The 26,568-nt window shown below is 70.6% G+C and carries 27 protein-coding genes and 1 rRNA gene; 6 read left to right on the forward strand and 22 right to left on the reverse strand.

What is annotated here, in order from left to right; genetic code table 11:
• Positions 1-6 precede the first annotated feature (6 nt).
• The 5 genes from SACGLDRAFT_RS13740 to thyX form a co-directional block, all read right to left on the reverse strand.
• The gene (locus SACGLDRAFT_RS13740; protein WP_005465410.1) at positions 7-1,704 is read right to left on the reverse strand and encodes a ribonuclease J; all 1,698 of its coding nucleotides are present in this window, start codon (positions 1,702-1,704) and stop codon (positions 7-9) included.
• Positions 1,701-2,726, reverse strand: a complete 1,026-nt coding sequence (gene dapA, locus SACGLDRAFT_RS13745) for a 4-hydroxy-tetrahydrodipicolinate synthase (RefSeq protein WP_005465411.1) — start codon at positions 2,724-2,726, stop codon at positions 1,701-1,703. The genes SACGLDRAFT_RS13740 and dapA overlap by 4 nt, the downstream gene beginning before the upstream one ends.
• Positions 2,727-2,857: 131 nt before the next feature.
• Entirely contained in the window at positions 2,858-4,354 is a 1,497-nt protein-coding gene (locus SACGLDRAFT_RS13750) for a serine/threonine-protein kinase (protein ID WP_005465412.1), read from the reverse strand.
• Positions 4,355-4,459: 105 nt separating this feature from the next.
• A complete protein-coding gene (locus SACGLDRAFT_RS13755) occupies positions 4,460-4,846 on the reverse strand; it encodes an ACT domain-containing protein (RefSeq protein ID WP_005465413.1) in 387 nt (128 codons plus the stop codon).
• A gap of 15 nt (positions 4,847-4,861) precedes the next feature.
• Entirely contained in the window at positions 4,862-5,614 is a 753-nt protein-coding gene (thyX, locus tag SACGLDRAFT_RS13760) for an FAD-dependent thymidylate synthase (RefSeq protein WP_005465414.1), read from the reverse strand.
• A gap of 152 nt (positions 5,615-5,766) precedes the next feature.
• On the opposite strand from thyX, the gene SACGLDRAFT_RS13765 reads away from it, so the two are divergent.
• Both SACGLDRAFT_RS13765 and SACGLDRAFT_RS13770 read left to right on the forward strand, forming a co-directional pair.
• Positions 5,767-6,333, forward strand: coding sequence for a toxin-antitoxin system HicB family antitoxin (locus SACGLDRAFT_RS13765; RefSeq protein WP_005465415.1), 567 nt, complete (start codon positions 5,767-5,769; stop codon positions 6,331-6,333).
• A gap of 4 nt (positions 6,334-6,337) precedes the next feature.
• The gene (locus SACGLDRAFT_RS13770) at positions 6,338-7,180 is read left to right on the forward strand and encodes a DUF4097 family beta strand repeat-containing protein (protein ID WP_005465416.1); all 843 of its coding nucleotides are present in this window, start codon (positions 6,338-6,340) and stop codon (positions 7,178-7,180) included.
• On the opposite strand, the gene SACGLDRAFT_RS13775 is transcribed toward SACGLDRAFT_RS13770, so the two are convergent.
• Entirely contained in the window at positions 7,167-8,372 is a 1,206-nt protein-coding gene (locus SACGLDRAFT_RS13775; RefSeq protein WP_040919061.1) for a winged helix-turn-helix domain-containing protein, read from the reverse strand. The two genes, SACGLDRAFT_RS13770 and SACGLDRAFT_RS13775, sit on opposite strands and share 14 nt — an antisense overlap.
• Positions 8,373-8,437: 65 nt before the next feature.
• Here SACGLDRAFT_RS13775 and SACGLDRAFT_RS13780 point away from each other — a divergent pair, with 65 nt between their 5' ends.
• Together SACGLDRAFT_RS13780 and SACGLDRAFT_RS13785 are read left to right on the forward strand one after the other, a co-directional pair.
• On the forward strand, positions 8,438-9,016 hold the full coding sequence (locus SACGLDRAFT_RS13780; protein ID WP_005465418.1) for a GNAT family N-acetyltransferase: 579 nt from the start codon (positions 8,438-8,440) through the stop codon (positions 9,014-9,016).
• An 88-nt stretch (positions 9,017-9,104) separates the two neighbouring features.
• The gene (locus tag SACGLDRAFT_RS13785) at positions 9,105-9,752 is read left to right on the forward strand and encodes a hypothetical protein (protein ID WP_005465419.1); all 648 of its coding nucleotides are present in this window, start codon (positions 9,105-9,107) and stop codon (positions 9,750-9,752) included.
• Positions 9,753-9,937: 185 nt separating this feature from the next.
• Here the strand turns inward: SACGLDRAFT_RS13785 and SACGLDRAFT_RS13790 are convergent, their stop codons facing one another.
• The 6 genes from SACGLDRAFT_RS13790 to xerD all read right to left on the reverse strand — a co-directional run bounded on the left by SACGLDRAFT_RS13790 (position 9,938) and on the right by xerD (position 14,676).
• Positions 9,938-10,675, reverse strand: coding sequence for a pseudouridine synthase (locus tag SACGLDRAFT_RS13790; protein WP_005465420.1), 738 nt, complete (start codon positions 10,673-10,675; stop codon positions 9,938-9,940).
• A complete protein-coding gene (gene scpB, locus SACGLDRAFT_RS13795; protein WP_005465421.1) occupies positions 10,662-11,378 on the reverse strand; it encodes an SMC-Scp complex subunit ScpB in 717 nt (238 codons plus the stop codon). The genes SACGLDRAFT_RS13790 and scpB overlap by 14 nt, the downstream gene beginning before the upstream one ends.
• On the reverse strand, positions 11,375-12,232 hold the full coding sequence (locus SACGLDRAFT_RS13800) for a segregation and condensation protein A (protein WP_005465422.1): 858 nt from the start codon (positions 12,230-12,232) through the stop codon (positions 11,375-11,377). Before SACGLDRAFT_RS13800 ends, scpB begins: the two co-directional genes overlap by 4 nt.
• Entirely contained in the window at positions 12,229-12,627 is a 399-nt protein-coding gene (locus SACGLDRAFT_RS13805; protein WP_005465423.1) for a hypothetical protein, read from the reverse strand. The genes SACGLDRAFT_RS13800 and SACGLDRAFT_RS13805 overlap by 4 nt, the downstream gene beginning before the upstream one ends.
• The gene (locus SACGLDRAFT_RS13810; RefSeq protein WP_005465425.1) at positions 12,624-13,634 is read right to left on the reverse strand and encodes a ParA family protein; all 1,011 of its coding nucleotides are present in this window, start codon (positions 13,632-13,634) and stop codon (positions 12,624-12,626) included. The genes SACGLDRAFT_RS13805 and SACGLDRAFT_RS13810 overlap by 4 nt, the downstream gene beginning before the upstream one ends.
• Before the next feature lie 103 nt (positions 13,635-13,737).
• Positions 13,738-14,676: a site-specific tyrosine recombinase XerD gene (gene xerD, locus SACGLDRAFT_RS13815; protein ID WP_005465427.1), complete on the reverse strand. Its 939-nt coding sequence runs from the start codon at positions 14,674-14,676 to the stop codon at positions 13,738-13,740.
• A 205-nt stretch (positions 14,677-14,881) separates the two neighbouring features.
• Between xerD and SACGLDRAFT_RS13820 the strand changes: the two genes are divergently transcribed.
• On the forward strand, positions 14,882-15,364 hold the full coding sequence (locus tag SACGLDRAFT_RS13820) for a DUF1707 SHOCT-like domain-containing protein (protein WP_040919993.1): 483 nt from the start codon (positions 14,882-14,884) through the stop codon (positions 15,362-15,364).
• Between the two features lie 21 nt (positions 15,365-15,385).
• On the opposite strand, the gene SACGLDRAFT_RS13825 is transcribed toward SACGLDRAFT_RS13820, so the two are convergent.
• Both SACGLDRAFT_RS13825 and SACGLDRAFT_RS13830 read right to left on the reverse strand, forming a co-directional pair.
• A complete protein-coding gene (locus SACGLDRAFT_RS13825) occupies positions 15,386-16,012 on the reverse strand; it encodes an NUDIX domain-containing protein (RefSeq protein WP_005465432.1) in 627 nt (208 codons plus the stop codon).
• Positions 16,009-17,709: a CTP synthase gene (locus SACGLDRAFT_RS13830; protein WP_005465433.1), complete on the reverse strand. Its 1,701-nt coding sequence runs from the start codon at positions 17,707-17,709 to the stop codon at positions 16,009-16,011. Before SACGLDRAFT_RS13830 ends, SACGLDRAFT_RS13825 begins: the two co-directional genes overlap by 4 nt.
• 86 nt (positions 17,710-17,795) lie before the next feature.
• Between SACGLDRAFT_RS13830 and aroA the strand changes: the two genes are divergently transcribed.
• A complete protein-coding gene (gene aroA, locus SACGLDRAFT_RS13835; protein ID WP_005465434.1) occupies positions 17,796-19,070 on the forward strand; it encodes a 3-phosphoshikimate 1-carboxyvinyltransferase in 1,275 nt (424 codons plus the stop codon).
• A 51-nt stretch (positions 19,071-19,121) separates the two neighbouring features.
• Here aroA and steA read toward each other — a convergent pair whose 3' ends face one another.
• From steA to rrf, 8 genes are all read right to left on the reverse strand, one after another.
• Entirely contained in the window at positions 19,122-20,303 is a 1,182-nt protein-coding gene (gene steA / locus SACGLDRAFT_RS13840; protein ID WP_005465435.1) for a putative cytokinetic ring protein SteA, read from the reverse strand.
• A 102-nt stretch (positions 20,304-20,405) separates the two neighbouring features.
• Complete coding sequence (gene recN, locus SACGLDRAFT_RS13845) at positions 20,406-22,202, reverse strand: DNA repair protein RecN (RefSeq protein ID WP_005465436.1); 1,797 nt, start codon at positions 22,200-22,202, stop codon at positions 20,406-20,408.
• A gap of 35 nt (positions 22,203-22,237) precedes the next feature.
• Entirely contained in the window at positions 22,238-23,161 is a 924-nt protein-coding gene (locus tag SACGLDRAFT_RS13850; RefSeq protein WP_005465437.1) for an NAD kinase, read from the reverse strand.
• Positions 23,158-23,988 (reverse strand): TlyA family RNA methyltransferase, encoded by an 831-nt coding sequence (locus SACGLDRAFT_RS13855; protein WP_005465438.1) that lies wholly within the window; start codon positions 23,986-23,988, stop codon positions 23,158-23,160. The genes SACGLDRAFT_RS13850 and SACGLDRAFT_RS13855 overlap by 4 nt, the downstream gene beginning before the upstream one ends.
• A 2-nt stretch (positions 23,989-23,990) precedes the next feature.
• A complete protein-coding gene (locus tag SACGLDRAFT_RS13860) occupies positions 23,991-24,206 on the reverse strand; it encodes a hypothetical protein (protein WP_005465439.1) in 216 nt (71 codons plus the stop codon).
• Positions 24,207-24,256: 50 nt separating this feature from the next.
• Complete coding sequence (locus SACGLDRAFT_RS13865; protein ID WP_005465440.1) at positions 24,257-25,261, reverse strand: HAD-IIA family hydrolase; 1,005 nt, start codon at positions 25,259-25,261, stop codon at positions 24,257-24,259.
• Entirely contained in the window at positions 25,261-25,899 is a 639-nt protein-coding gene (locus SACGLDRAFT_RS22300; protein WP_051036259.1) for a tetratricopeptide repeat protein, read from the reverse strand. Before SACGLDRAFT_RS22300 ends, SACGLDRAFT_RS13865 begins: the two co-directional genes overlap by 1 nt.
• Positions 25,900-26,454: 555 nt before the next feature.
• Positions 26,455-26,568, reverse strand: a 5S ribosomal RNA gene (rrf, locus tag SACGLDRAFT_RS13875).

Here is a 26,568-nt window from a genome sequence, read left to right on the forward strand (position 1 = left end):
CGCCGGTCACACGGGGATGACCGTCGGCACGATCATCGGCCTGCGCCGGTAGGTCTCGGCGACCCAGCGGCCGACCACCCGCCGCACGGCCTGGGCGATCCGGTGGGTGTCGGTGATGCCCTCGGCCTCGGTCCGCGACAGCTCCATCTCCACGAGCCGGGTGACCTCGTCGAGGGCCTTGGGGTCGTCGGAGAAGCCACGTCCCGACAGCGTCGGGGAGCTCACGGCGCGTCCGGTGGTCGAGTCGACGGCCACGGTGATGGCGATGAACCCGCCCTCGCCCAGGATGAGCCGGTCGGACAACGTGGACTCGCCCACGTCACCCACCGACAGGCCGTCAACGTACACCATGCCGACCTCGACCCGGCCCGTGATCGACGCCTTGCCGTCGACGAGGTCCACCACCACGCCGTTCTCGGCGAGCACGACGTTGTCCTCGGCCACCCCGGTACGCACGGCCAGCGCCGCGTTCGCCCGTAGGTGCCGCCACTCGCCGTGGACGGGCATGACGTTGCTGGGGCGGATGGCGTTGTAGAGGAAGAGCAACTCCCCCGCCGACGCGTGTCCGGACACGTGCACCTTCGCGTTGCCCTGGTGCACGACGTCGGCGCCGAGGCGCACGAGGCCGTTGATCACGCCGAACACGGCGGTCTCATTGCCCGGAATCAGCGAGCTGGCGAGCACCACGGTGTCGCCCGCGCGAATCGAGATCTGCTTGTGCTCGCCCCTGGCCATCCGCGACAGCGCCGACAGCGGCTCGCCCTGCGAACCGGTGGACACGAACAGCACCTTCGTCTCGGGCAGGTTCACCGCCTCGTCGAGGTCGATGAGGAGTCCCGGCGGGATCGTCAACAACCCGAGCTCGGCCGCGATGGTCATGTTGCGCACCATCGACCGGCCGACGAACGCCACGCGCCGGCCGTGCCGGTGGGCCGCGTCGAGGACCTGCTGCACACGGTGCACGTGGCTGGCGAAGCACGCCACGATGACGCGCTGCCGCACGCGCGCGATCACGTCGTCGAGCACGGGACCGATGTCCCGCTCCGGCATGACGAAGCCCGGCACCTCGGCGTTGGTGGAGTCGATGCACAGCAGGTCGACGCCTTCGTCACCGAGCCGGGAGAATCCGGCCAGGTCGGTGAGCCTGCCGTCGAGCGGAAGCTGGTCGAGCTTGATGTCCCCGGTGTGCAGCACGATCCCGGCCGGGGTACGCAGCGCCACCGCGAGCGCGTCGGGGATCGAGTGGTTGACCGCGAAGAATTCGAGTTCGAACGGCCCGACCGTGCGGCGCTGTCCCTCGGCCACCTCGAACAGCACCGGACGCTGACGGTGTTCCTTGCACTTGGCCGACACCAGCGCGAGCGTGAACCGCGACCCGTACACGGGGAGGTCGGGTCGCATCCGCAGCAGGAACGGCACGGCGCCGATGTGGTCCTCGTGGCCGTGGGTCAGCACGAGGGCCTCGATGTCGTCGAGTCGGTCCTCGATGGCCCGGAAGTCGGGCAGGATCAGATCGACGCCGGGTTGGGCGTCCTCGGGGAACAGGACACCGCAGTCGACGACCAACAACCTGCCGTCGTACTCGAAGACGGTCATGTTGCGACCGACCTCGCCGATTCCCCCGAGGGCGACGACGCGAAGGCCGCCCTCGGGCAGCTCCGGCGGCAGGTTCGTGGGTCCCGGTCCGCTCGGTTGAACACTCACCGTTGAATGGTCCCAACGCTCGTGTGTGTGGTCGGTGTGACGTAGGCCGCCGCCGAGTCCGCGGCGGCGACGCGCGAGCTCGCCCAGTCGTCGGAGGAAGACGTCTCCAGGGGCACTCCGGCCTGGGTGAGGTCGTCGGCGATGGCACGCACCAGGTCCTCGCTGGCCGGGACGATGGGCAGCCTCGGGTCGCCCACGTCCATGCCCCGCAGCCGCAACGCGGTCTTGGCGAACACGACTCCACCGACGCGGGAGAACGCCCGGTACACCGGGATCATCCCGCGGTGGTTCGTGCGCGCGGTGGAGGTGTCGCCGTTCTCGTACGCGTCGATCATCGCGCGGATGCGGCCCGCCACGACGTGGCCGATGACGCTCACGACGCCGGTGGCACCCACGGACAGCCACGGCAGGTTCAGCCCGTCGTCGCCGGAGTAGTACGCGAGGTGGGTGTTCGCGATGACCTCGCTGCCCGCCAGCAGGTCGCCCTTGGCGTCCTTGACGGCGAGGATGCGGGGGTGTTCGGCGAGCCTGCGGAGGGTGTCGACCTCGATCGGCACGATCGATCGCGGCGGGATGTCGTACAGCATCACGGGCAGCTCGGTGGCGTCCGCCACGGTGGTGAAGTGGGCGTACAGCCCCGCCTGGGTGGGCCGTGAGTAGTACGGGGTCACGACGAGCAGGCCGTGCGCTCCGGCCTTCTCGGCCTGCTGGGCCATCTCCACGCTGTGCGCCGTGTTGTTCGTGCCCGCTCCGGCGACGACCGTGGCGCGATCGCCGACCGCCTCGACGACCGCCCGCACCAGGTCGGCCTTCTCCTCGTCCGTCGTGGTGGGGCTCTCCCCCGTCGTGCCGTTGACGACCAGGCCGTCGTTGCCCAACTCCACCAGGTGGACGGCGAGCTCCTGCGCCCGCTTCAGGTCCACCGCGCCCTCGGCGGTGAACGGCGTGACCATAGCGGTGAGCACTCGGCCGAACGGACGTCCCGGCGCGGCCGTAGGTGGGGTGGGTGGTGCGATCGACATGGAACTGACGGTACCTCTTCCCTGCGAGAACGACCGCCCCGACCAACGCGAACGGAAGCGATTCGGTCACCTTCACAGGCGAGACGACAGGATTGCCGGTGAGGCGAGGTCGGGGCGGGAAGGTTTTCCGGTTACTCGACTTCCTGGACGACCGAGTCGTTCCGCTGGCCGCCGTCCTTGTTCCCGACGAAGCAGTGGATCGACCGGACCACTCCGTCGAGGTCGTCCGGCGTCTTCTCCCACTCCTGCTGACTCGGGATCAGCGCACGGTAGACGAGCTGCTCGCGACGGTCATCGGCGATGCGGTTGGAGTGGAAGAGGAGCCCGCACGTCGTCTCGGCGTAGTGGGCGAGTTCCTCCCGACCCGGGTAGCGGGCCTGCGGTGCCCCCGGCTCGTTGGGGCTGGGCAGCAGGGTGTGCTGGCCGTACCACTCGACGTCGTGCGGTTCCTCGCAGTCGACCCAGTTGCTCTGGCTGATGGAACGGCCCTTGTCCAGCGTGGTGTTGACGCAGCTCGCACTGCTGTCGAGGTACAGCTCGGCGACGTCGCCGCCCTCCCCGTAGGTGAGGGTGGGCAGCATCTGGTCGTCCACGCTCGGCGACCACACCGGCTTGCCGAGGAAGAAACCGGCCGCCAGCAGGGCGACCCCCAGCAGCGAACCCGTCGTCCACAGGATCTTCCTGCGCGCGGGGGACACCGGCGCGGTCGAGGTCATGCCGGGAGGTCCGGCCACCATGGTCGGTGTCGGGCCGGGGTGGTGGAGGGTCGGTTGCCCTCCCGGAGGCGTCGTCGGCTGGGCGGCGAGCGTGAGCAGGTGGTGGGCCTGCTCGGCGGAGATACGTCCCTCGGGGGAGGACGTCATGAGCCCCATGATCGCCGAGGCGAGCGGACCCCGGACCCTGGTGAGGTATGGGACCTCGTTCATGATCGCGTGCAGCGTCGCGGCCGTGGAGGCTCGCTCGAACGGCACCGAGCCCTCGGCGGCGAAGAACAACGAGGCTCCCAATGACCACAGGTCCGAGGCGGGCATCGCCTCCCTGCCCGCGACGCGCTCCGGCGCCATGAACGCCGGCGAGCCGACGAGCATTCCGCTGGTGGTGATGCGCGGGTCGTCGACGGCCTGCGCGATACCGAAGTCGGTGAGCTTGGTGCGGCCGTCCGCGGCCACCATGATGTTGGCGGGTTTGACGTCCCGGTGCACGATCCCCGACCGGTGGGCCGCACGCAGCGCCGAGAGCACCTGGAGCCCGATGGAGGCGACCTGGTGCGGGGGCAGGGGACCGTTCGAGCGCACGAGATCCGACAACGTCGGTGCCTCGACGAGCTCCATGACGATGTAGGTGATGCCGTTCTCGGACACCACGTCGAACACCGTCACGACGGCGGGATCGTTGAGCCGACCGCCGGTGCGGACCTCCCGGAGCACGCGTTCCTGGAAGACGCCTTCCTCGGCGCCCTCGGGCAGACGGAGTTCCTTGATCGCCACCTGCCTGCCGATCACCGTGTCCTCGGCTCGCCAGACGACCCCCATGCCTCCGCGTCCGAGTTCGCCCGCGAGGCGATAACGGTTGGCGATCACCCTCATCGCGGGCACCGTGGGGGTGGTAGCGGTGTACTCGTCGGTCACCCTGCATCTCCTCGTCTCATGCGGGAGCGATGGTAGCGACAGCACCACCCGTTCGGGTCACAAACCACCCCCGTGCCCACACGCGACGGGAAAGTCGGGACGACCTCACCCTTCGCAGACCTCGTGGCCCGCCGCGCGCAACGCCGTCACCGCGCGGGCGAGGTCGACGTCCCGGACCAGCAGGTGATCGGTGTCGTAAGTGGACAGCGCGAACAACGACACCCCCGCCGCGGCCAGCTCGCCGGCCAGCGCGGCCATGATGCCCGTCAACGTGAACTCCAGCGGCCCCCGCACCGTGAGCAGCCGCCACCCCGGCTCAGTGACGGCGCCGTCGGGCGCCCGTCCCGCCGGGCACACGACGGACAGCTCCTCCTCGGTGCGCGTCACCGATACGAACGCGGCATCGAACAGCGCCGGCGGCACCGACGTGTTCGGGTCCAGGCGGGCGATCACGTACTCGCCCGGCCGGACGTCCACCGTCAGCTTCCGCACGGCTCGGCTCTCCCGTCAGCCCTCGGCGACCATGGGGCTGGAGGCCACCTCGGTGCCGTCGGGCAGCGTCGAGATGGTGAAGTCCGCGAAGACGTTCTCGGCCACCTTCTGCAGCTGCCGCAGGCATTCCACGGCCAGGGCGCGGATCTCCACGTCGGCCTGCTCGGTGGCACGCATGGCGATGAAGTGCCGCCACGCCCGGTAGTTGCCGGTGACGACGATGCGGGTCTCGGTGGCGTTGGGCAGGACCGAGCGGGCCGCCTGCCGGGCCTGCTTACGACGCAGGGTGGCGCTCGGCGCGTCGGCGAACTTCTTCTCCAGGCCTTCGAGCAGTTCCGTGTAGGCGTCGACGCTGGCCTGCGTGGCGGCGAGGAACTTCTCGTGCAGTTCGGGATCGTTGGCGATGACGTCGGGCTCGACGAACGCGGCATCGCGTTCCGGCACGTACCGCTGCGAAAGCTGCGAGTAGGAGAAATGCCGGTGCCGGATGAGTTCGTGGGTCAACGAGCGCGAGATCCCCGTGATGTAGAAGGACACGCTGGCGTGTTCGAGCACCGACAGGTGGCCGACGTTGATGATGTGCTCCAGATAGCCCGCGTTGGTCGCGGTCTTCGGGTTCGGCTTCGACCACGACTGGTAGCAGGCACGACCGGCGAACTCCGCCAGGGCCTGACCACCGTCCGCGTCGGTCGTCCACGGCACGTCCTCGGGCGGGAAGAACTCCGTCTTCGCGATCAACCGCACCTTGGGTGCCACCGTTTCGGCCACGTCCGACTCCCTCCATTCGTTCGACACCGGCAGCGTACTTCCGACGCTATCGGTCGCCACGAGCCGCGTCGCCAACTGTGGGATGCGTCGTGACACCACTTAGACAACATTTTCTCCTTGCATGACATCACCAGTGGTGCCACTATGATGTCATGGACCTGAATCCCTACCTCGCCACCTTGCGAGAGACCCTTGCCACCACGGCCGGCGTGGGCGACGAACAACTCCAGCGAGCCGCCGCCGTCCTGTCGGCCACACTGGAACCCGCGGCCCGGCTGGCACTCATGAACGCGTTGTCCGACCTGGCCGCCGAGATCACGGCTCAACTCCCCGACCACGTGGTGGAGGTGCGGCTCGACGGCCGCGACGTCCGCGTGGTCGTCACCGACAGCTCCGAGCCCGAACCTCCGGAGAGCCCCCAACCACCTCCACCGCCACCACCTCCACCTCCGGGTGACTCCGGCGACATCAGTCGCATGACACTGCGCCTGTTCGAACGCCTGAAGACCCAGGCCGAGCAGGCCGCGGCCGCACAGGGCGTCTCGCTGAACACGTTCGTCGCACAAGCCATCCAGGGCGCGCTGGCGGGCAACCAGCACGGCAAGCCCCCGTTCGGCCCCCGTCACCACCACGGCCCCCATCACCACGGACCTCACCACGGGCACGGCCGGGGCCGGGGTCACGGCGGCTCTCACCTGCACGGCTGGGTGAGGGGGTGACGTGATGAGCGAGCAGCCGCAGGAGAACAACGACGTGGTCCGCACCCAGACCTTCGACACCGAAGGCCCCGTCGAACTCGACGTCGACGTCACGGCGGGCGCCGTGGAGATCCACCTCACCGACGAGCCGGGGGTGTCCGTGGAGGTACGGCGCTCCCAGGCCGGCACGCCGTCGTGGGCGGAGAGCGCCGCCGGGGTGTTGAACTGGGTCGGCGAGATGTTCGGGGGCCAGGCCGGGCCATTGGCCGCGTCCACCGACGCGGTACAGGAAGTCCGGATCGAGAAGCTGGGCGACCGGGTGGTGGTCCGGGGCCCGAAGCCTCCCCCGCCGTTGCGGACACCGCTCGCGGTGACCGTGTCCGCTCCCACCGACTCCCACGTTCGGGTTCGCACCCGCTTCGCCGGAGTGACGGTGCGCGGCACCTGTGGCCGGGCGGACATCGGCACCGGCACGGGGTCGGTCGCCCTCGACCGGGCCACGGGCACCACGGCCGTGCGCACGAGCAGCGGAGAGGTCGACATCGCGACGCTGTCCGGACCCGCCACCATCCACGGTGGCAGCGCAAGCGTCCGACTCGGCGAGGTCACCGACGCCGTGCTCGTCCGCACCACCACGAGCGAGATCATCGTGAGCGAGGCCGCCTCGGGGTCCGTGGAGGCCATCTCGGGCACCGGCGACATCCGGGTAGGGGTCCGGCGCGGTGTCACAGCCGAGATCGACCTCTCCAGCGGTGGGGGTACCGTCCACAGTGACCTGGAAGTCTCGGACACTCCTCCCGACGAACCGACGGCGTTGTCCATCCGGGCCCGCAGCGGGGCGGGCCGAGTCGTGGTCACAAGCGCCTGAGTTCGGCGGCGAGGTCCCCGCGCTCGCCGACGCCAACCTCGTCGAGACCCAACCACGAGGCCATGACGCCGAGTTCGGCGAGGAGTTCCGAGGCGACCCGGTCGCGCTCCACGCCGGGCTCGGCGAAAGCCCCCTGCACGCGCAGGACCCCGGCCGCGCGGTCGGCCTTGAGGTCGACCCGCGCCACCAACGCTCCGTCGAGCAGGAACGGGAACACGTAGTAGCCGTGGACTCGCCGTGACTCCGGCACGTAGATCTCGATGCGGTACCGGAAGCCGAACAGCCGCTCCGTCCTTTTGCGCTCCCACACCAGCGGATCGAACGGGCACAACAGCGCCCGGCCCGCCACGCGGCGGGGCGTGCGCGCGGCCACGTGCCGGTACGCGGTGGCCCTCCACGTCTCCACCCGCACCGGCTCCAGCACCCCGTCGGCGACGAGGTCGGCCACGGCCCGCCGGGTGACCTCGGGCGAGAGCCGGTAGTAGTCCCGCAGGTCCGGCTCGGTGGCGATGCCGTAGGCCCGTGCGGCGCGTTCGACGAGCTGTCGCGCGGCGGTGCGAACGTCCACGGTACGGTGCAGCACCTCCGGCGGCAGCACGCGCTCGCTGAGGTCGTACAGCCGCTCGAACCCGCGCCGGGAGCCCGTGGTCAGCACACCGATGCCGAAGAGCCATTCGCAGACCTTCTTGACGTCGGAACGCTCCCACCACGTTCCCGGAGTGCGGGCGACGGGACCCGTCAGCTCCCGCTCGATGGTGCCCGCGCCCACGGGACCGAGTTCCTTGACCACGGCGAGCACGTCCTCCACGAGCCCCGGCTCGGCGTCGGCGATCCGGCCGTAGTGCCGCCACCATCCCCGAGGTTTCGCCCCGGAGTGCAACAGCGGCCAGTCCTCCACCGGGACCAGGCTCGCCTCGTGGGCCCAGCACTCCACGAGCAGGCGGGGACGGCGGGCACTGTGCGTCCACGCCGCCGCGTCGATCAGCTCCCGGTCGTACGCGCCGAGACGCGCGAACAGCGGCGCGTAGTGCGCGCGGACCACCACGTTCACCGAGTCCAGTTGGATCACTCGCAGCCGGTCCAGCACCCGGCGAAGCTGCCTGCGACCGGGCTCGGCACCGGGGCGGGGATCGGCGAAGCCCTGCGCGGCGAGGGCGATCCGGCGGGCGGCATCCGGGCTCACGGTTCTCACCAGCGCATCATGCCAGCTAACCCCGACACTCTTCCGGCCGTCACCGGGGCGCTACTGTGACGGACATGACGACCGCCGACGTCCGTCTCGCCACCACCGACGACGTCCCCGAGATCACGCGGATTCAACTCTCCACGTGGCGCACCGCCTACGGGGACGCTCTGGGCACGGCCGTGAACACGCTCGTCCCGGAAGAGGTCTCGGCGAGCTGGACGGAAGCCGTGGAACACCCGGACACCGACGTCTACGTCGCCGTCGAGGGAACCACCACCGTCGGATTCTGCGTCGCGGGTCCCGCTCCCGCCTCGGAGGTCGCCGCCGCGGACGGCAGCCTGCCCGACGACGCCGACCGGACGGGACTGATCGCCTCCCTGCTCGTGGAGCCCAGGTGGGGGCGCCGGGGGCACGGGGGCCGCCTGCTCGGGACGGCGGCGGCCGGACTGCGCCGTCGCGGGGCCGAACGCGGCATCACCTGGGTCGTACAGTCCGATTCCGCGTCCCTGGCCTTCTACCGAAGCGTCGGTTGGAACCCCGACGGCACCGTGCGCATCCTCGACACCGGCGAACGCACGATCAAGGAACTCCGCATCACCGGCACCCTCGACCTTCGCCTGGAACATCCCGAGACGTCCGATCTCGACTAGCGATCTCGTCCCGTCACGGAACCGTCCGGGAGGTGCCCACGTCGCAGGGGGACCACCCGCGGATTTCTGCGACGAAGGGCGAGGGACGATGACGTATCCACCACAGCCGGGCGGGCAGCCCGGACCGTACGGCCAGCAGGGACACCCCGGAGGCTGGCAGCCCCCGACCGGGCAGTCACCTCTTCCGCAAGGAGGACAGGGCTACGGCCCACCGCAGGGCTACGGCCAGCCGTACGGCGGCATGCCCCCGCACCATCCCGGCCAGCCGATGCCTCCCGCTCCAAAGCGCAAGACCGGACTGTGGGTCGGGATCTCCGTGGCGGTGGTCGCGCTGGCGGCGTTCGGCGTCACCGGTTTCGTGGCACCCGGCTTCCTGCTCGACGACGAGGAGTCCGATTCGGACGGCAGCACCGGGGTGGTCGAGTTCGGCGACAGCGAGGCGGCCACCGCGGCCGAGCAGTTCGCCCAGAGCTGGGCGGACAGCGACAGCGAAGCGATCAAGAAGATGATCTGCCCCGGCGAGGAGGCGGCCCTGACCGGCTACGCCGTCGACGCCGCCCATGTCACGCGGTTCCAGCCTTCCTCCGAGCTGACGGAGCAGCAGAATCCGCCGAGCGCGTCCTTCCGGGCGAAGCTCTCCCTGGAGAACCGGGGTGAGCACCTCGACGTCGAGGCGGAGTTCACCCTTGCCAAGCCCTCCGGATCGTGGTGTTGGGCCGCGATCGAAGAGGCCTGAGGCCGACCTCCTACTCCCGGCTCGGCGCGGGTAGACGGGGTAGCCGGTCGTCGGGGAGGCGCGGAGCGACGAAGGCGACGTGCGGGTAGGCGAGCCCGGCGCCGGCCGGGGCGGCGAATCGACCGGGTGGTCGACGACCTGCTCCGGTCATGCGCCGTGCTCGGCTCGGCCGCGGAATCCTCGGCTCACCCGCCGACGGCGCGGTAGAGCGACCCGATCTCCTGCTGGGTCAGCACCCGCAGCTTGCCGGACTTCGTGTTGCCGAGACGCACCTCGCCGACGGCGGTCCGCACGAGCTTGCGCACCGGATGCCCCACCTCGGCCATCAGCCTGCGCACGATGTGCTTGCGCCCCTCGTGCAGCACGATCTCGACCAACGTACGCCCCGGCCGCGTGTCCTTGATGCGGAACTCGTCGACCTTCACCGGGCCGTCCTCCAGCTGGATTCCCGCGCGCAGTCGCTTGCCCAGGCCGCGTGCCACGGTGCCCTCGACCTCGGCGAGGTAGGTCTTGGTGACGTGGAACGACGGATGCATGAGCTTGTGGGCCAGGTCGCCGTCGTTGGTGAGCAGCAGCAGCCCCTCGGTGTCGGCGTCGAGCCTGCCCACGTGGAACAGCCGCTCCCGGCGGTCCGCCACGTAGTCACCCACGCACGGCCTGCCCTGCTCGTCCCGCATCGTGGTGTGCACACCCCGCGGCTTGTTCAGCGCGAGGTACACGAGGTCGTCCCGTACCTGTACGCGCACACCGTCGACGTGGATGACGGCGGTCTCGGGGTCCACCCTGCGGCCCAGCTCGCGCACCACGGAGCCGTCCACGCTGACGCGGCCGGCCACGATGAGCTCCTCCGCGGCGCGCCGGGAGGCGATCCCGGCCTTGGCCAGCACCTTCTGAAGGCGCACACCCTGGTCAGCTGTCGTCAATCGAATCCACCTCGGGTAGCAACGGAGCGATCGGGGGCAGGTCGGAAAGCGACGAGAGCCCCAGTCGTTCCAGGAACAGTTCCGTCGTCACATACAGCGTGCCACCGGTCTCCGGGTCGGTGCCGCTTTCCTCGATGAGCCCGCGCGCGAGCAGGCTCCGTACGACACCGTCGACGTTGACGCCGCGGACGGCGGCGATCCGGGACCGGGTGACCGGCTGCCGATAGGCTATGACGGCCAGCGTCTCCAGCGCCGCCCTGGTCAGCTTCGACCGCTGTCCGCCCAGCAACAGCTTCTCCACGAAGGGCGCGTAGACGTCGCGGGTGTACAGGCGCCACCCTTCGGCGACCCGGCGCAGGTCCATGCCGCTGCCCCGGTCCGTCAGGTCCTCCGCCATCGTGCGCAGCATCTCGGTCACGCGGTCCACCGGCTGGTCGAGCGCGGCCGCGAGCGCCTCCTCGTTCACCGGGGCGTCCACCACCAGCATCAACGCCTCCAGCGCCGAGGCCAACGCGGTGTCGCTCGTCAGGTCCGGCAGCTCACGCGACGGCGTGACCGCGGCGGACCGTTCGGACTCCCCGGATGCCTCGGCCTCCCCGGCCTCCTCGGCCTCCGTGGGCTCGTCCGCGAGGTCGCTGTCCACGTCGAGTTCGCCCGGCGCGGGCGTGCGCCCGTCGAGGGCGTGATCGTCGGTTTCGCTCACCCGTACTCCTCGTCCTCCTGACTCGCGGCGCGATCGCGCTCGGCGTCGTCGGCGGCCTCCTCGACCGACCCTCCCGTCCAGCGCACGCGCAGCTCGGCCAGCGCCTCGTCCTGGTCGAACTGCACCACCGCCTCGCGGTAGAGCTCCAGCAGAGCCAGGAAGCGCGCCACCACCTCGATGGTGCGCTCGCAGTCGGCGACGAGCTCGGAAAACGTCGCCATGCCCTCGTTCGCCAGCCGCACCCGCAACACGGCGGCGTGCTCGCGCACCGACACCCGCGCCACGTGCAGATGGTCCAGTGACACGGTAGGCGGCGGCTTCGGCCGGAACACCCCCACCGCCACCTCGGCGAACTTCTCGGGGGTCACGCCGAGCATCACCTCGGGCAGCAACCCCACGTAGCGCTCCTCCAAAGCCACCGAACGCGGGTACCGACGCAACGCCCCGGCTTCCAGCTCCGCGAACAAGGCCGCCACCTGCTTGTACGCGCGGTACTGAAGTATCCGGGCGAACAGCAGGTCACGCGCCTCCAGCAGCGCGAGGTCCTCCTCGCTTTCCACCTCCGCCGACGGAAGCAGGCGCGCGGCCTTCAGATCGAGCAGGGTGGCGGCCACGACGAGGAACTCCGTGATCTCGTCGAGGTTCCACTTCTGCCCCAGCGCGCGGGTGTAGGCGAGGAAGTCGTCGGTGACCTGGTGGAGGGCCACTTCGGTCACGTCGAGCTGGTGCTGGGAGATCAGTTGCAGCAGCAGGTCGAACGGCCCCTCGAAGTTCTCCAGTTTCACCTGGAAACCACGTCGGGAGCGTTCGGTGTCGTTCCGCTCGTCGGCAGGTGGCTCGGTGGGCGCCGTCATCGGCTCGTGGTGTCCTCGCCGTGTTCGACGCCGTCACCGCGGAGCCTGCGCACCAGCACCGAGTCGTCCCCGTGCTCCTCGAAGTCGGCGAGCACGACCGCCACGGCCTCGCGCACGATCCGGCCCCGGTCCACCGCGAGGCCGTGGGATCCGCGAAGCTTCAGCCGGGCGTGCTCCATCGCGAGCAACTCGTCCCCGGACACGTACACCGTGATCTTGGCGTCGTGCTTCTGTCTGCCCGAACCCCGCCGGGGAGCGGTGATCCGCGTCAGAGGTCGGTCCGCTTGCTCGGACGTCGCCGCGCGGGGGTTCGCGGGCTCGGAGCCGTCGGTGGCCTCCTCGCCGGTCGGGCGGAGAAGCTCCGAGGCGCCGGGCGACGACGCTCGCCCGCTCACCGAGCGATCACCTCACGAGCCAACGCGCGGTAGGACATCGCCCCGGCCGACCGCGGCGCCCACCGGGTGATCGGCTCCCCGGCCACCGTGGTCTCGGGGAACCGCACGGTGCGGTTGATCACCGTGTCGAACACGGTGTCACCGAATGCCTCCACCACGCGCGCGATGACCTCCTTCGAGTGCAGAGTTCTCGGATCGAACATGGTGGCAAGGATGCCGATGATGTCGAGTTTGGGGTTCAGCCGCTCGCGCACCTTCTCGATCGTGTCGATCAACAATGCCACACCGCGCAGGCTGAAGAACTCGCACTCCAGCGGGATGATGACCCCGTCGGCCGCCGTGAGGGCGTTCACGGTGAGCAGTCCCAGCGACGGCTGACAGTCGACCAGGATGTAGTCGTAGCGGTCGAGCACCGGACGCAACACCCGCATCAACGTGTGCTCCCGTCCCACCTCCGCCACGAGCTGCACCTCGGCGGCGGACAGGTCGATGTTGCTCGGCAGCAGGTCGACGTTCTCGACGCGGGTTTTTCGGATCACGTCGTCGACGGTGACCGAGCGCTCCATGATGACGTTGTAGACGGTTTTCTCCAGCTCGTGCGGCTGGATGCCGAGGCCCACGGACAGCGCGCCCTGGGGGTCGAAGTCCACCAACAGCACCTTGCGGCCGTACTCCGCCAGCGCCGCACCGAGATTGATGGCCGACGTCGTCTTGCCGACACCGCCCTTCTGGTTGCACATCGCCACGATCTGGGCGGGCCCGTGGCTGTCGAGCGGTGGTGGATCGGGAATGTGACGCAGCGGCCTGCCCGTCGGGCCGAGTTTGGGCCCGTCGTCGGCACCGTCCGCACTCGTGTCGTTCTGGGTGGCCGTGGCCCTCGCGTCCCTGCTGCCCTTCGCGATACGCACGGCGGTCCGGTCGCGCTCCTCGGCGGCGGGCGAGTCGGACCCGTCTTCCTCGCTCGGGCGGTCCGACAGGCGCCGCGCCTGCTGTGGAAAAGTCGACATGGGGCGAAAGCTCCTTGTTCGCATGGACCGGCGTCAGCGTATGCCGCACGGAGAGCAGCGCCAAAGCGGCTCGCCGGTCACGGCCGGAAGTACTTTCGCCCACTCAGCCCAACGCACGGGGGTGAGTGGTGGCATACACCTCACGCAGGGTGTTGACCGTGACGAGCGTGTAGACCTGTGTGGTGGCCACGGAAGCGTGTCCGAGGAGCTCCTGCACCACGCGGACGTCGGCCCCGCCTTCGAGCAGGTGGGTGGCGAACGAGTGCCGCAGCGTGTGGGGCGAGACCGTCGCCGAGATGCCCGCCCGTTCGGCGGCCGACTTCAACACCTGCCACGCACCCTGCCGCGACAGCCTGCCCCCACGCGCGTTGAGGAACATCGCGCTCGTCCCTCGTCCCTTGGCCGCCAGCGCGGGACGCGCGCGTATCAGGTAGGCGTCGAGCGCCTCCAGGGCCGGGCGCCCGACCGGTACGAGGCGCTGCCGCCCGCCCTTGCCGTCGAGCACGACGGTGCGCTCCTGCCGGTCGACGTCGTCGACGTCGAGCCCGGTGGCCTCGGAGATCCGCGCGCCCGTCGAGTACAGCAGTTCCAGCAGAGCACGGTCACGCAGCGACCTCGCGTCCTCCCCGGCCGGAGTGTCGAGCAGTCGGAGTACGTCGCTCAAGGGCAACGCCTTGGGCAGGCGGCGGGCCGGTGCGGGCGGCCGCACCTCACGGGCGGGGTCGTCGTCGGTCCAGCCCTCGGCGTGGGCGAAGCGGTGCAGCCCGCGCACCGCCGAGAGGGCACGGGCCGCGGACGACGGTGCCAGTGGGGGCCGGTCACCGTCACCGCGTCGCAGGGACACGCCGAACGCGAGCACGTGGTCGTGGGCCACCTGCCGCAGCTCGGTCACCCCCGCGGCGGCCAGGTGGTCGAGATAGCGGCGCAGATCGCGGGCGTATCCCTCGACCGTGTTGCGGGCCGTGCCCCGTTCGACCGCCAGATGATCCAGGTAGGCGGCCACCACCTCGGGAAGAGGATGAGGATCGTCGGCCCGTGTCACGCGGCAAACTCTAGGGGACGCCACCGACACCGTTGTTGATCAACACGGCCTCGGGCCTCGCCACCTTGGAGCGCCTCGCCCGTCCCGGTCCGGCGGCTCGTCGACCGTCGGGCCACCACGACAGTGCTACCGGCGGTCCCTCGTTCGACTACTCGAAGTTGGCAATTGGCAACGATTCGGACACCCGGTAGGTATGATCAATTCCATGCATGGGGGGACCGACTCAGATCACCTTCGCATCAGTGCCACGGAGCGGGAAGCGACCAACCAGCTCCTCGCGGATCACTTCGCCGAGGGCCGCCTCACCAGCGCCGAGTACGAGGAACGGGTCGATCTCGTCCTCGCGGCGCGCACGCGGGGCGATATCCGGCCGCTGTTCACCGACCTGCCCGCTCCGCACCCCGCGTTCCTCGACTCCGAGCCCGGCGCCGAGGTGATGTCGCCGCAAACCGGCGGCGCGGTGGCACCGGCGGAGACCTCCGACCGCTCCGCGGTCACGGCGGGCATCCTGCAGATCGTGTTGCCCTTCGGCACCGGGCGGTTCTACACCGGCGAGAACCGCCGCGCCACTTTCCAGCTCGTCTGCACGATTCTCACCCTCGGGGTGGGCGCACTGTGGCCGATCGTCGACGGCATCATCCTGCTTCTCGAAGGGGGAACCGACGGTCAGGGCCGCCCCTTGAAGTGAGGCGGCCCCTCGTCGAGCGAGTCAGCGGGTGCGGGCGGCGAACCGGGTGGGTCGGTGCCGCCACGGCGCGTCCGCCGGACGGGGCGACTTGCCGCCGCTCAGCACCGTGTGGGCCGCAAGCAGGCCACCCACGGTGGCGCCGTTGACGATCTCACCCGACAACACCATGCCCACCGCCTGCTCCAGCGGGACGGAGTGGACCACCAGATCCGCCTCCTCCTCGCCGTGGGCCCGGCGGTCGACCTTCGTGAGGTCGCGCGCCAGGAACACACGCACGACCTCGTCGGTGAAGCCGGGCGAGGCGGCGATCTCCACGAGCGTGTCCCAACGGGCCGCTTCGAGACCCGCTTCCTCGACGAGTTCGCGTCGCGCGGCCTCCAGCGGGTCCTCCCCCGGCTGATCGAGCAGGCCCGCGGGCAGCTCCCACAAGCGATCGCCGAGGGGGTGCCGGTACTGGTGGATGAGCGTCACCGCACCGTCGTCGTCCACGGCGCACACCGCGACGGCACCGAGGTGTTCCACGACCTCTCGCGAGGCCGTGGAACCACCCGGCATGACGACCTCGTCGATCCTCAGCCCCACGACTCGTCCGATGTGGACGTCGCGCGAGGACGCGACGGTGAACTCGTGGCTTCCCGGTTCGCTCACCGCGCCGCCACCGGTGCCTCGGGAAGCTCCACGGGCAGCCGGTCGGCCGTCCGGTAGTCCAGCACCGCGCGGATGAAGGCGGCGAACAGCGGGTGCGGGCGCGTCGGACGCGACTTCAGCTCCGGGTGCGCCTGGGTGCCGACGAAGAACGGGTGCTCCTCCTTGGGCAGCTCCACGAACTCCACCAGCCGCTCGTCCGGGGACAGCCCGGAGAACACCAGCCCGGCGTCGGCGATCCGCTTGCGGTAGGCGTTGTTGACCTCGTAACGGTGCCGGTGTCGTTCGGACACCTCGGTGGTGCCATAGGCCTCGGCCACCTGCGAGCCCGGAAGCAGCTTCGCCGGGTACGCGCCGAGCCGCATGGTGCCGCCCATGTCCCGCTCACCGGCCACGACGTCCTTCTGGTCCGCCATGGTCGAGATCACCGGGTTGGGAGTGTTCTCGTCGAACTCGGCCGAGTTCGCGTTCTCGATGCCCGCCAGGTTGCGGGCCACCTCGATGACCATGCACTGCAGCCCCAGGCACAGGCCGAGCACGGGGATCTTGTGGACCCTGGCGTAGTTGATCGCGCCGATCTTGCCCTCGATCCCGCGGATGCCGAAGCCGCCGGGCACGAGGATTCCGTCCACACCGGACAACGCGGCGGCGGCGCCCTCGGGAGTGGTGGCCGCGTCGGAAGGCACCCACTCGATCTCCACCTTCGCGCGGTGGGCGAATCCGCCCGCCCGCAGCGCCTCGGTGACCGACAGGTAGGCGTCCGGCAGGTCGATGTACTTGCCCACGACCGCCACCCGCACGGTCTCGCTGGGGTTGTGCACCCGCTCCAGCAGGTCACCCCAGACCGTCCAGTCCACGTCCCGGAACGGCAGTCCGAGCCTGCGCACGACGTAGGCGTCGAGTGCCTCGCGGTGCAGCACCTTGGGGATGTCGTAGATCGACGGCGCGTCGGGACAGGCGATGACCGCCTCGGTCTCGACGTCGCACATGAGACCGATCTTGCGCTTGAGTTCGTCGGAGAGGTCCCGGTCGGCGCGGCACACGAGCGCGTCCGGCTGGATACCGATGTTGCGCAACGCCGCGACGGAGTGCTGCGTGGGCTTGGTCTTCAACTCGCCGGACGGCGCGAGGTACGGCACCAGCGACACGTGCAGGAAGAAGCAGTTGTCCCGGCCGACGTCGTGGCGCACCTGTCGGCACGCCTCCAAAAACGGCAGCGACTCGATGTCGCCCACCGTGCCGCCGACCTCGGTGATCACGACGTCCGGCGTGGTGCCGCTACCGTCGTCGGCGGCCAGGGCCATGATCCGCGACTTGATCTCGTCGGTGATGTGCGGGATGACCTGGACGGTGTCGCCCAAGTACTCACCACGCCGCTCCTTGGCGATCACCGAGGAGTAGATCTGGCCCGTCGTGACGTTCGCGGTGGCCGACAGATCACGGTCGAGGAACCGCTCGTAGTGGCCGATGTCGAGGTCGGTCTCCGCCCCGTCCTCGGTCACGAAGACCTCTCCGTGCTGGAACGGGTTCATCGTTCCGGGGTCCACGTTGAGGTACGGGTCGAGCTTTTGCATCGTGACCCGAAGCCCGCGGGCCGTGAGGAGTTGTCCGAGGCTGGAGGCGGTGAGCCCCTTGCCCAGGGAGGAGGCGACGCCCCCGGTGACAAAGACGTACTTGGTTGTCCGCGGCTGAAGTCCCACGGGCTTCCACCTTATCGCACCTGGGGCCGTGCGTGCCGGGTGGTCGCTCGACGTGGCCCACCTCGCACGTGTGGGACAGTGATGGCGTGAGCGAGGAGAAGACCTGGGCCGCGCCGACGGCCTCCGACCCGATCGACGCCGACGTTCGGGTCCCCGGCTCTAAGTCGATCACCAACCGCGCCTTCGTGCTCGCTGCCTTGTCGTCGGGCGAGACGCTCGTGCGCGAACCGCTGGACTCCCGAGACGCCCGGCTGATGCTGGGAGCGCTCGACGTCCTCGGCGCCCCGTCGACCGAGACCCCGGACGGCGTGCGGGTACGCCCCATGACCGACGGTCACGGACAGACGCGGGTGACGCTCGGCAACGCCGGCACGGTCGCCCGGTTCACGCCGCCGTTGGCGGCGCTCGGCTCGCGCACGGTCCACTTCGACGGTGACCCCGCGATCCGGCGCAGGCCCGTCGCTCCCCTGCTGCACGCGTTGCGCACACTCGGCGCCGACATCGACGACGGCGGCCGCGGCGCGGTGCCCTTCACAGTCCGGGGTCACGGCGGCCTGGAGGGCGGCTTCGTGGAACTCGACTCGTCGGCGTCCAGCCAGTTCCTCTCCGCCCTGCTGTTGTCCGCGCCCGCTTTCGCCCGCGGTGTCACGGTGCGACTGAAGGGCAAGACGCCGAGCGAGCCGCACATCGCGATGACCCTGGACATGCTGCGCCGGTTCGGTGCCGCCCCGGAACGCGACGGCTCCGAGTTCCACGTGCCGCCCGCCACACTCGCGCTGGACACCTACACCGTGGAGCCCGACCTGTCGAGTGCCGCACCCTTCGTCGTCGCGCCGCTGCTGGCGGGCGGCCGCATCCGGGTCGCGGGCTGGCCCGCCGAGACGACCCAGCCGGGAGACTGGCTGCGCAGCCTCGTGCGCGAACTCGGCGGCGAGGCGGTGCTCGACGACGAGGGCCTCACCGTCACCGGCGACGGCACCGTGCGGGGCGCGGTCCTCGACCTGCACGCCGTGGGCGAGCTGACCCCCGTGGTCGCGGCGCTGCTCTGCTTCGCCGACGGACCGTCGGAGATCCGGGGCGTGGCCCACCTGCGGGGGCACGAGACCGACCGGCTCGCCGCGCTGGCCACGGAACTGACGGCGCTCGGCGGTGACGTCACCGAGACCGAGGACGGCCTGCGTATCCGGCCGACTCCTCTGCGCGGCGGGGTGTTCCACACCTACGACGACCACCGCCTGGTGATGGCCGGTGCCGTGCTGGCACTGCGGGTGCCCGGCATCGTCGTGGAGAACCCGGCCACGGTGGGCAAGACCTACCCCGGCTTCGTCACCGACTGGGAACGCGTCCTGCACGTCGCGTGAACCGGGCGCCCTCGGCTCGTCGGTGACGAGCGGCGGGAAGCCGTCCCGTCCTCACGAGAACGTGCCCGCGACCCACCCGGTGACCGCGTCCCACCACCGCGCCACGTCGTCGGTGTACTCCGCCGTGGCTCCCGACAGCGACAGTGCCACCGCGACCACGGCCACGAGCATCGGCAGGAGCACTCCCAGCACGGACACCCGAGTGCGGTGCAACACCGCGGCGGCCTTGCCGTCGACGACCTTGGTGCCGAGCCGCAGACGCGTCAGGAAGGTGGACGGGTTCGAGCCCGACCGTCCGCTGTCGAGGAACTCCCGCAGCGTGGCCTGGAACCCCACGGTCACCACGAGGGAGGCGCCGTGCGCTTCGCAGAGCAGCAACGCGAGGTCCTCCGTGTTGGCCGTCGCGGGAAACGTCACGGCGCCGATTCCCAGGTCGTAGATGCGTTCGACGCCGGGCGCGTAGCCGTCCGGGTGGGCGGGCACGACGATCTCTGACGCGGCTTTCAGCGTTCGTGCCTCCATCGTGGTCGGATCGCCGACGACAACGTCCGGGACGAAGCCCATCCGCCGCATCGTGTCCGCCGCCTCCTCCACGCCGATCAGCACGGGATCGTGGTGTCTGACGTAACGCTTCAACGCCTTGAGGTCCTCGGCGTGATCGGCACCGGGAGCGACGACCACGACGTGCCGGTCGTCCAGCGACACCCGTAGCTCCGGCACGCCCACACCGTCGAGGACGAGGCCCCGTTCCCGCCGCAGGAACTCGATCGTGTTCGCCGAGAAGGCCTCCAACTGCGCGGACATGCCCGTGTGAGCCTCCACGAGCTGGTCGGCGACGCTCTCGGGGGTCTGCACGGTCCCCTTGGCGACCTCGTGGCGCCCCACGTACACGCTGCCCTCGTGCAACCGGACCCTGCTGCCGTCACGCACCCGACGCAGTAACTCGCCACCGGCGTGGTCGATCAGTGGGACCCCGGCCTTCAGCAACACCTCGGGTCCCAGATTCGGGTAACGACCCGAGATGGACGGGGCCGCGTTGACCACGGCGGCGACCCGCGCCCGCACCAGCGCGTCGGCGGTCGCCCGATCCAGGTCCACGTAGTCGATCACGGCGATCTCTCCGGGAGAAATCCGCCTCAGCACGTCTCGGACCCGGCGGCCGACACGCGCGGTGCCAGTGATGCCGGGCAGCGCGGGAGGCGTGGAGCGTGACAACAAGCCGGCGAGTTTCATGCCGGGGATAGTGACAACGTCCGGTCCCGGCACAGGGTCGCCACGCCGGTGGCGCGCAGGGATGACCTGGTCGCGGGATCGCGGACGCCCTCACGCGGGGTGTCAGGACGACGCCACCGACCGACGCTTTCCCCGCCGGGCCGCCGGAGCGGACGACTTCTTGAACTCCTCGGCGGCGCGCAACAGCTCCTCCGCGTGTGCGCGACCGGTGGCCGTGTCGTCGAGACCGGCGAGCATCCGGGCCAATTCGGTGACCCGCTCGTCGGCGGCGAGCGCGCGAACCCCGCTGCGGGTCACGCCGTCGGCGGTCCCCTTGTCCACCACCAGGTGCCGGTCGGCGAACGCCGCTACTTGCGGCAGGTGGGTCACCACCAATACCTGGTGGGTGCGGGCCAGCCGCGCCAGCCGACGACCGATCTCCACGGCGGCTCGACCCCCGACCCCGGCGTCGACCTCGTCGAACACCAAGGTCTGCACCGTGTCCGCGTGGGCGAGCACGACCTCGATGGCCAGCATCACGCGGGAGAGTTCCCCGCCCGAGGCCGCCTTGTGCACCGGCAGAGCGGGTGCCTTCGCGTGCGCCCGCAGCAGGAATTCCACGTCGTCCACACCGTCGGGCCCGGCGGCGAGAGTGCGGCCGTCCACGGTCAACGCCGTCTTCTCCGCCGGATCGACCTCCCTGCCGCGGACCACGACCTCGATCGTCGCCTGTCCCATGGCCAGCCCCGCCAACTCGTCGGTGATCCGTTCCGCGAGTTCGGCGGCGGCGCTCCGGCGGGCCGCCGACAGACGCGCGGCGTGCTCCGCCAGCTCACCGGCCAGAGCGTCCCGGCGCGCCGCGAGCTTGTCGAGCGCCTCCTCCGAGGTGTCCATGCTCTCCAGCCGGGCCCGCGCATCCTCGGCCCACGCCAGCACTCCGTCGATGTCGGCCGCGTACTTGCGAGTGAGCTTCTTCAGCTCGGCCTGCCGCGCGAGGATCGCCTCCAGTCGCTCCGGGTCGGCGTCGAGGGCGTCGAGGTACGCGGTGAGTTCGCGTTCCACCTCCCCGAGCAGCACCGACGCCTCGACCACGCGCGGTTCGAGGTCTCGCAGCTCGGCGTCCTCGGCCGCGCCGAGCCTGCGTCCGGCCTCGGCGAGCAACCCGAGCGCCCCCGGCAGGTCGGGGTCGCCGTCGGCGGCCCCGGCGATCGCCAGCCGCGCCGCGGCGGCCGCGTCGCGCAGCTCGTCCACGGCGGTCAGTCTCCTGACCTGTTCCGTCAGCTCGACGTCCTCACCCGGCGCCGGGTTCACGGCCTCGATCTCGGTCAGCCCGTGGCGCAGCAGATCGGCCTGCTGCGCCAGCTCCCGCGAGCGCGCCCGCCGTTCCGTCAGTTCGCGGGCCACGGCGAGCCACTCCCGCCGAACCCGCCGGTAGTCGGCCAGCGGCTCGGCGACGGCGTCCCCCGCGAACCGGTCCAACACGGACCGTTGCTCGGCGGGACGCAACAATCGCAATTGGTCGTTCTGCCCGTGGACGGCCAGGACCTGCTCGGCCAGCTCCCCGAGCACCCCCACCGGCACCGAGCGACCCCCGAGGTGGGCACGCGACCGGCCGTCCGCGCCAACCGAACGCACGGCGATCACGCTGCCGTCCTCGTCCACATCGGCCCCGGCGTCGGACAGGATCTTCACCGCCTGCTCACCCTCGACGTCGGTGAACCGCCCCTCCACGATGGCCTTCGGCGACCCCGCCCGTACCTTGGAGGCGTCCGAGCGCCCGCCGGACAACAGGTGCAAGCCGGTGACGACCATCGTTTTCCCGGCCCCGGTCTCTCCGGTGACCACCGTGAACCCCTGATGCAGTTCGAGGGCGGCCTCCTCGATCACTCCGAGGCCCTGGATACGCATCTCGGCCAGCACGCCAACCACCGTAGCGACAGCCCGCGACGAGGTAACTAACCCCGGCGGGCGTGCCGCTCCCTCCATCCCGTGACCGGCAGCGAGAACTTGTGCACCAACCGGTCGGTGAACGGACCGTCCCACAGCCGCGCCAGGCGTACCGGCACCTCGCCGGCCACGACCCGAACCCGGGAGCCCGGCTCCAGATCGACGTGCCGCAGCCCGTCACACGTCAACACCGCGGGCGAGCCGTCCGGGTCGACCTGCACGGTGATCACCGACGAGCGCGACACCACGAGCGGACGCGAGAACATCGCGTGGGCGTTGCTCGGGACGACCAGCAGTGCCTCCACCTCCGGCCACACCACGGGACCACCGGCCGAGAAGGCGTAGGCCGTCGACCCCGTCGGCGTCGAGCACAGCACGCCGTCGCACCCGAACGACGACACCGGTCTTCCGTCGACCTCGATCAACGCGTCGAGGACGCGTTCCCGCGAGCACTTCTCGACGCTCGCCTCGTTCAGCGCCCACGTCCGGGCCACCACGGCGTCGTCGAGCGTCACCGTGACGTCCACCGTCATGCGTTCCTCGATGCGGTAGCGGCGCTCCACCACGCGGTCCACCGTGTCGCCCAGGGCGTGGTAGTCGGCCTCGGTGAGGAAACCCATGCGCCCGAGGTTCACGCCCAGCACCGGGACCCCGGCGGGCCGCGCCACCTCCGCCGCCCTCAGCAGGGTTCCGTCGCCCCCGAGGACCAGTACCAGTTCCGCGCCTTGCGCCGGGTCCTCGGACGGCGCCAGCACGGCACACGGCAATTCCCGGTCGGGCGGTTCGACGAGTCGGCGGACCTCCTCGTCGAGCACCCGCAACCCGATGCCGGCGGCGGCGAGCCGGACCGCGACCTCCCCGGCGGCGTCGCGCGTCGTGTCCCGATCGGGGTGGACGACCAACAACACCTCTCGGCGCCCGGACTCGGTCACGAAGGCCCCTTCCTCACCGCGGCGCGAACCATCTCGTCACGCCGCTGTTTTCCGGCGGAGCCACTGTCCTCCTCCGGAGCCTCCTTGCGCAACCATGCGAAGTACTCGACGTTGCCGGACGGCCCCGGTAGCGGGCTCGCCACCACGCCCAGGGTCCGCAGTCCACAGTTCGTGGCCTCGGTGAGCACCTCCGACACGGCTTCCGCCCGTAGCTCGGGATCGCGCACCACCCCACCGCTGCCGAGCCGTTGCCGCCCGACCTCGAACTGGGGCTTCACCATCGGCAGCAGGTCGGCTCCCTCCGCCGCGCAGTGCGCCAGCGCGGGCAGGACGAGCCGCAGGGAGATGAACGACAGATCCGCGACCACGAGATCGACCACGCCCCCGATCGCGTCCGGGGTCAACGTGCGCACGTTGGTCTTGTCCAACACCGTGACCCGGTCGTCGGTGCGCAGCCGCCAGTCGAGCAGGCCCCGGCCGACGTCGACCGCGACGACGGAACCCGCCCCGTGACGCAGCAGCACGTCGGTGAACCCGCCGGTGGACGCGCCCGCGTCGAGACACCGGCGTCCTTCCACCGTCAGGCCTTGAGGGGTGAATTCCTCCAGCGCGCCGAGCAGTTTGTACGCTCCCCGCGACGCCCATCCGGGATCGTCGTCGGTGCGCACCACGATCGCGGCATCGGGTTCGACGCTGGTCGCCGGTTTCTTCGCGACCAGCCCGCGCACCGTCACCCTCCCCTCCGTGATGAGCGTGGAAGCGTGTTCCCTCGACCTGGCCAGGCCACGGCGCACGAGTTCGGCGTCAAGACGAGCCCTACGCGGCACGATCACACCTTGTCGATGGAGGACAGCGCCGCGGACAGCGCGGTGTGCACGGTGTCGAAGCGTTCGACGTGGTCGGCGAGGGGCAGCTCGTCGAGGTCGTCGAGCGCGGCGACGGCGCTGTCGATGGCCGCGACGGGGTCGACACTCGGGTCCTGCGGCCGGTGACCGGGCGGCGGGCCGGGGACCGGCCGGGGCGCGGATTCAGTCTCTGCGTGCACTCCACAACGCTAACCGATTCGAATGCCGACTCGCTGTTACCCACGACCGTTCAGCCGAGGCCCAACGACGTGAGCGCCTCCTCCGCTCGGGGGTCCGCCGCGCGCACGTTCGTCACCGACGACGACCAGGCGACGTAGCACAAGTGACGCAGCAGGTGGAGCCGATCGGCGGCGGGCTCGGTGGACTCCACCGTGGCCACGGAGTCCGCCACGGTCACCCGCCATCCGGGCCTCGGGCCGATCTCCAGGTCAGTGGCACTCACCCAGTGGGTCAACGCCGTCAGGTCGGCGGCTAGGTAGTCGGGCCGTTCCCCGGGTTCGGCCGCCAGCAGCCGTCGCGCCGTCGCCACTCCCGTGAGGACCACGAGCGAGCGGTAGCCCGCCGCGGCGGCACCGGCGATGTCGGTGTCGAGCCGATCACCGACGACCAGGGCGGACGTCGCCCCGGCGGAACTCGCCGCCGTCCGGAGCAGTGGCGCCTCGGGCTTACCCGCCACCATGGGTTCCCGGTCGGTGGCCGCCCGGAGAGCGGCGACCATGGCTCCGTTTCCGGGGAGCTGGCCACGCTCGGTGGGCAGGGTGGCGTCCAGGTTGCACGCCACCCACAACGCGCCGTCGCGCACGGCGAGACAGGCTTCCGCGAGGTCGCTCCATCCCGTGTCGGGCGAGTGCCCTTGCACCACGGCGGCGACGTCGGTCCCGTACTGCCGTGTGGGGCGCAGCCCTACCGCCCGTACCTCCGCTTCCAGCGAGGCCGCGCCGACCACGAGCACCACCGCCCCGGCGGGCAGGTGTTCCCGCAACAACGCGGCGCCGGCCTGGGCGCTGGTGCTCACCTCCACGGGCTCCGCCGTGACGCCGACCTTCCCGAGATGCTCGGTCACCGCCTCCGGCGACTTGGACGCGTTGTTCGTCACGAACCGCACGGGACGACCCCGTTTTCGCACGTGGGCGATGGCCTCGGCCGCGCCGGGGATCGGACGCGTCCCGTGGTACACGGTGCCGTCGAGATCGAACAGCACCGCGTCGTGGCGGTCGAGCAGTGTCTCCGCCATCAGCTCGTGAGCTCCGCGGCCCGTTCGGCGGCGTCGGTCTCCTCCTCCAGGTCGGCCTCGGCGGCGTGGAGGAACCAGCGCACCGCTTCCTCCGTGCGACCGGCGGCGGCCAGGTTGTCCGCGTAGGCGTAGAACAACCGGTGGCTCCACGGTTCCCGGCGCCGGGGATCGAGGTCGGTGCCTTGAAGCGACACGACGGCGGCGTCGAGCTGTCCGAGGTCGCGCCGCGCCCCGGCGGCGACGATCCTGAGTTCGACCTCGATCTCCTTGGGCAGCGCGGAGGTGTCGGTCTCCTTGGCCACGTCCAGTGCCCGTTCGGGACGTCCCAGCGCCCGCTCCGCGTCGGCGATCACCGCGACGTGGATGTCGGTTCGCGTCATGCGTCGCACCGCGCGCAGTTCGGACAGGGCCTCCGCCCACTCCCCGGCGTGGTAGGCCGCCAAGCCGACGGCCTCACGCACGACGGCGATCCGCGAGGCCTTCGCCTTGGCGTATCGGGCGTGGGCGAGCGCCGCCTCGGGGTCCTCGTCGAGGAGCATTCCCGCGGCGACGAGATGCCGGCCGACCCGCTCGGCCAGGTCCTTCGGCAAGGAACGCAGCTCACGCCGCGCCTCGATGTCGAGGTCACTGAAGCTCACGGAGTCGGGAAGCTCCGGAGCCGAGAGAAGCTCGCGGGCCGCGACGTCGTCGCGCTTCGGGGGGCGCGTCCCCCCGTTCCTGCTGGGACGGTCCTGCGCGGAACGCTGCCCACGCTCGTCGCGCCTTTTGTCGGGGCCTCGGCGTTCGTCACGCCGGTCGAAAGAACGTCGATCGCCTCGGCGGAAGTCGTCACGCCGCTCGTCACGCTTCCGGCCCGGCCGGTCGTCGTACTGCCGTCGAGCACCACGCCGCTCGAAAGAATCACGGTCCCGGCCATCGCGTCCCCGACGGTCCCGTTCGAACTTTCCGTTACGGCCCGGCGCGCCACGGCGCTCACCGAATTTCTTGTTTCCCTCACGCGAACCGTGATCACGACGATCCGGTCGGCCGGACCTTCTGTCGTCACCCTTGCCGCGCGGACCATTCTCGGACACGCGTTCTCCTGCCTGCATTACCGTGACGTGCCAGCGCTGTTGGCGGCCATGACACCACTATGGACGTAGACACACCGAAAGGCCCGTCAGGTGTCTGACGGGCCCCGGCTGGAAGAATATGTTCGGCGGTGTCCTACTCTCCCACACCCCGGCGGGTGCAGTACCATCGGCGCTGGTGGGCTTAGCTTCCGGGTTCGGAATGGGACCGGGCGTTTCCCCACCGCTATTACCACC

The sequence above is a fragment of the Saccharomonospora glauca K62 genome (assembly GCF_000243395.2).
Taxonomy (GTDB): domain Bacteria; phylum Actinomycetota; class Actinomycetes; order Mycobacteriales; family Pseudonocardiaceae; genus Saccharomonospora; species Saccharomonospora glauca.

Excerpts from the sequence above, each read along its gene's own strand:
- dapA (WP_005465411.1), bottom strand. The coding sequence starts at position 2,726 with ATGTCGATCGCACCACCCACCCCACCTACGGCCGCGCCGGGACGTCCG.
- SACGLDRAFT_RS13785 (WP_005465419.1), top strand. The coding sequence starts at position 9,105 with ATGACGTATCCACCACAGCCGGGCGGGCAGCCCGGACCGTACGGCCAG.
- SACGLDRAFT_RS13780 (WP_005465418.1), top strand. The coding sequence starts at position 8,438 with ATGACGACCGCCGACGTCCGTCTCGCCACCACCGACGACGTCCCCGAG.
- SACGLDRAFT_RS13810 (WP_005465425.1), bottom strand. The coding sequence starts at position 13,634 with ATGTCGACTTTTCCACAGCAGGCGCGGCGCCTGTCGGACCGCCCGAGC.
- SACGLDRAFT_RS13765 (WP_005465415.1), top strand. The coding sequence starts at position 5,767 with ATGGACCTGAATCCCTACCTCGCCACCTTGCGAGAGACCCTTGCCACC.
- SACGLDRAFT_RS13820 (WP_040919993.1), top strand. The coding sequence starts at position 14,882 with ATGCATGGGGGGACCGACTCAGATCACCTTCGCATCAGTGCCACGGAG.
- SACGLDRAFT_RS13770 (WP_005465416.1), top strand. The coding sequence starts at position 6,338 with ATGAGCGAGCAGCCGCAGGAGAACAACGACGTGGTCCGCACCCAGACC.
- SACGLDRAFT_RS13865 (WP_005465440.1), bottom strand. The coding sequence starts at position 25,261 with ATGGCGGAGACACTGCTCGACCGCCACGACGCGGTGCTGTTCGATCTC.
- SACGLDRAFT_RS13800 (WP_005465422.1), bottom strand. The coding sequence starts at position 12,232 with ATGACGGCGCCCACCGAGCCACCTGCCGACGAGCGGAACGACACCGAA.
- steA (WP_005465435.1), bottom strand. The coding sequence starts at position 20,303 with ATGAAACTCGCCGGCTTGTTGTCACGCTCCACGCCTCCCGCGCTGCCC.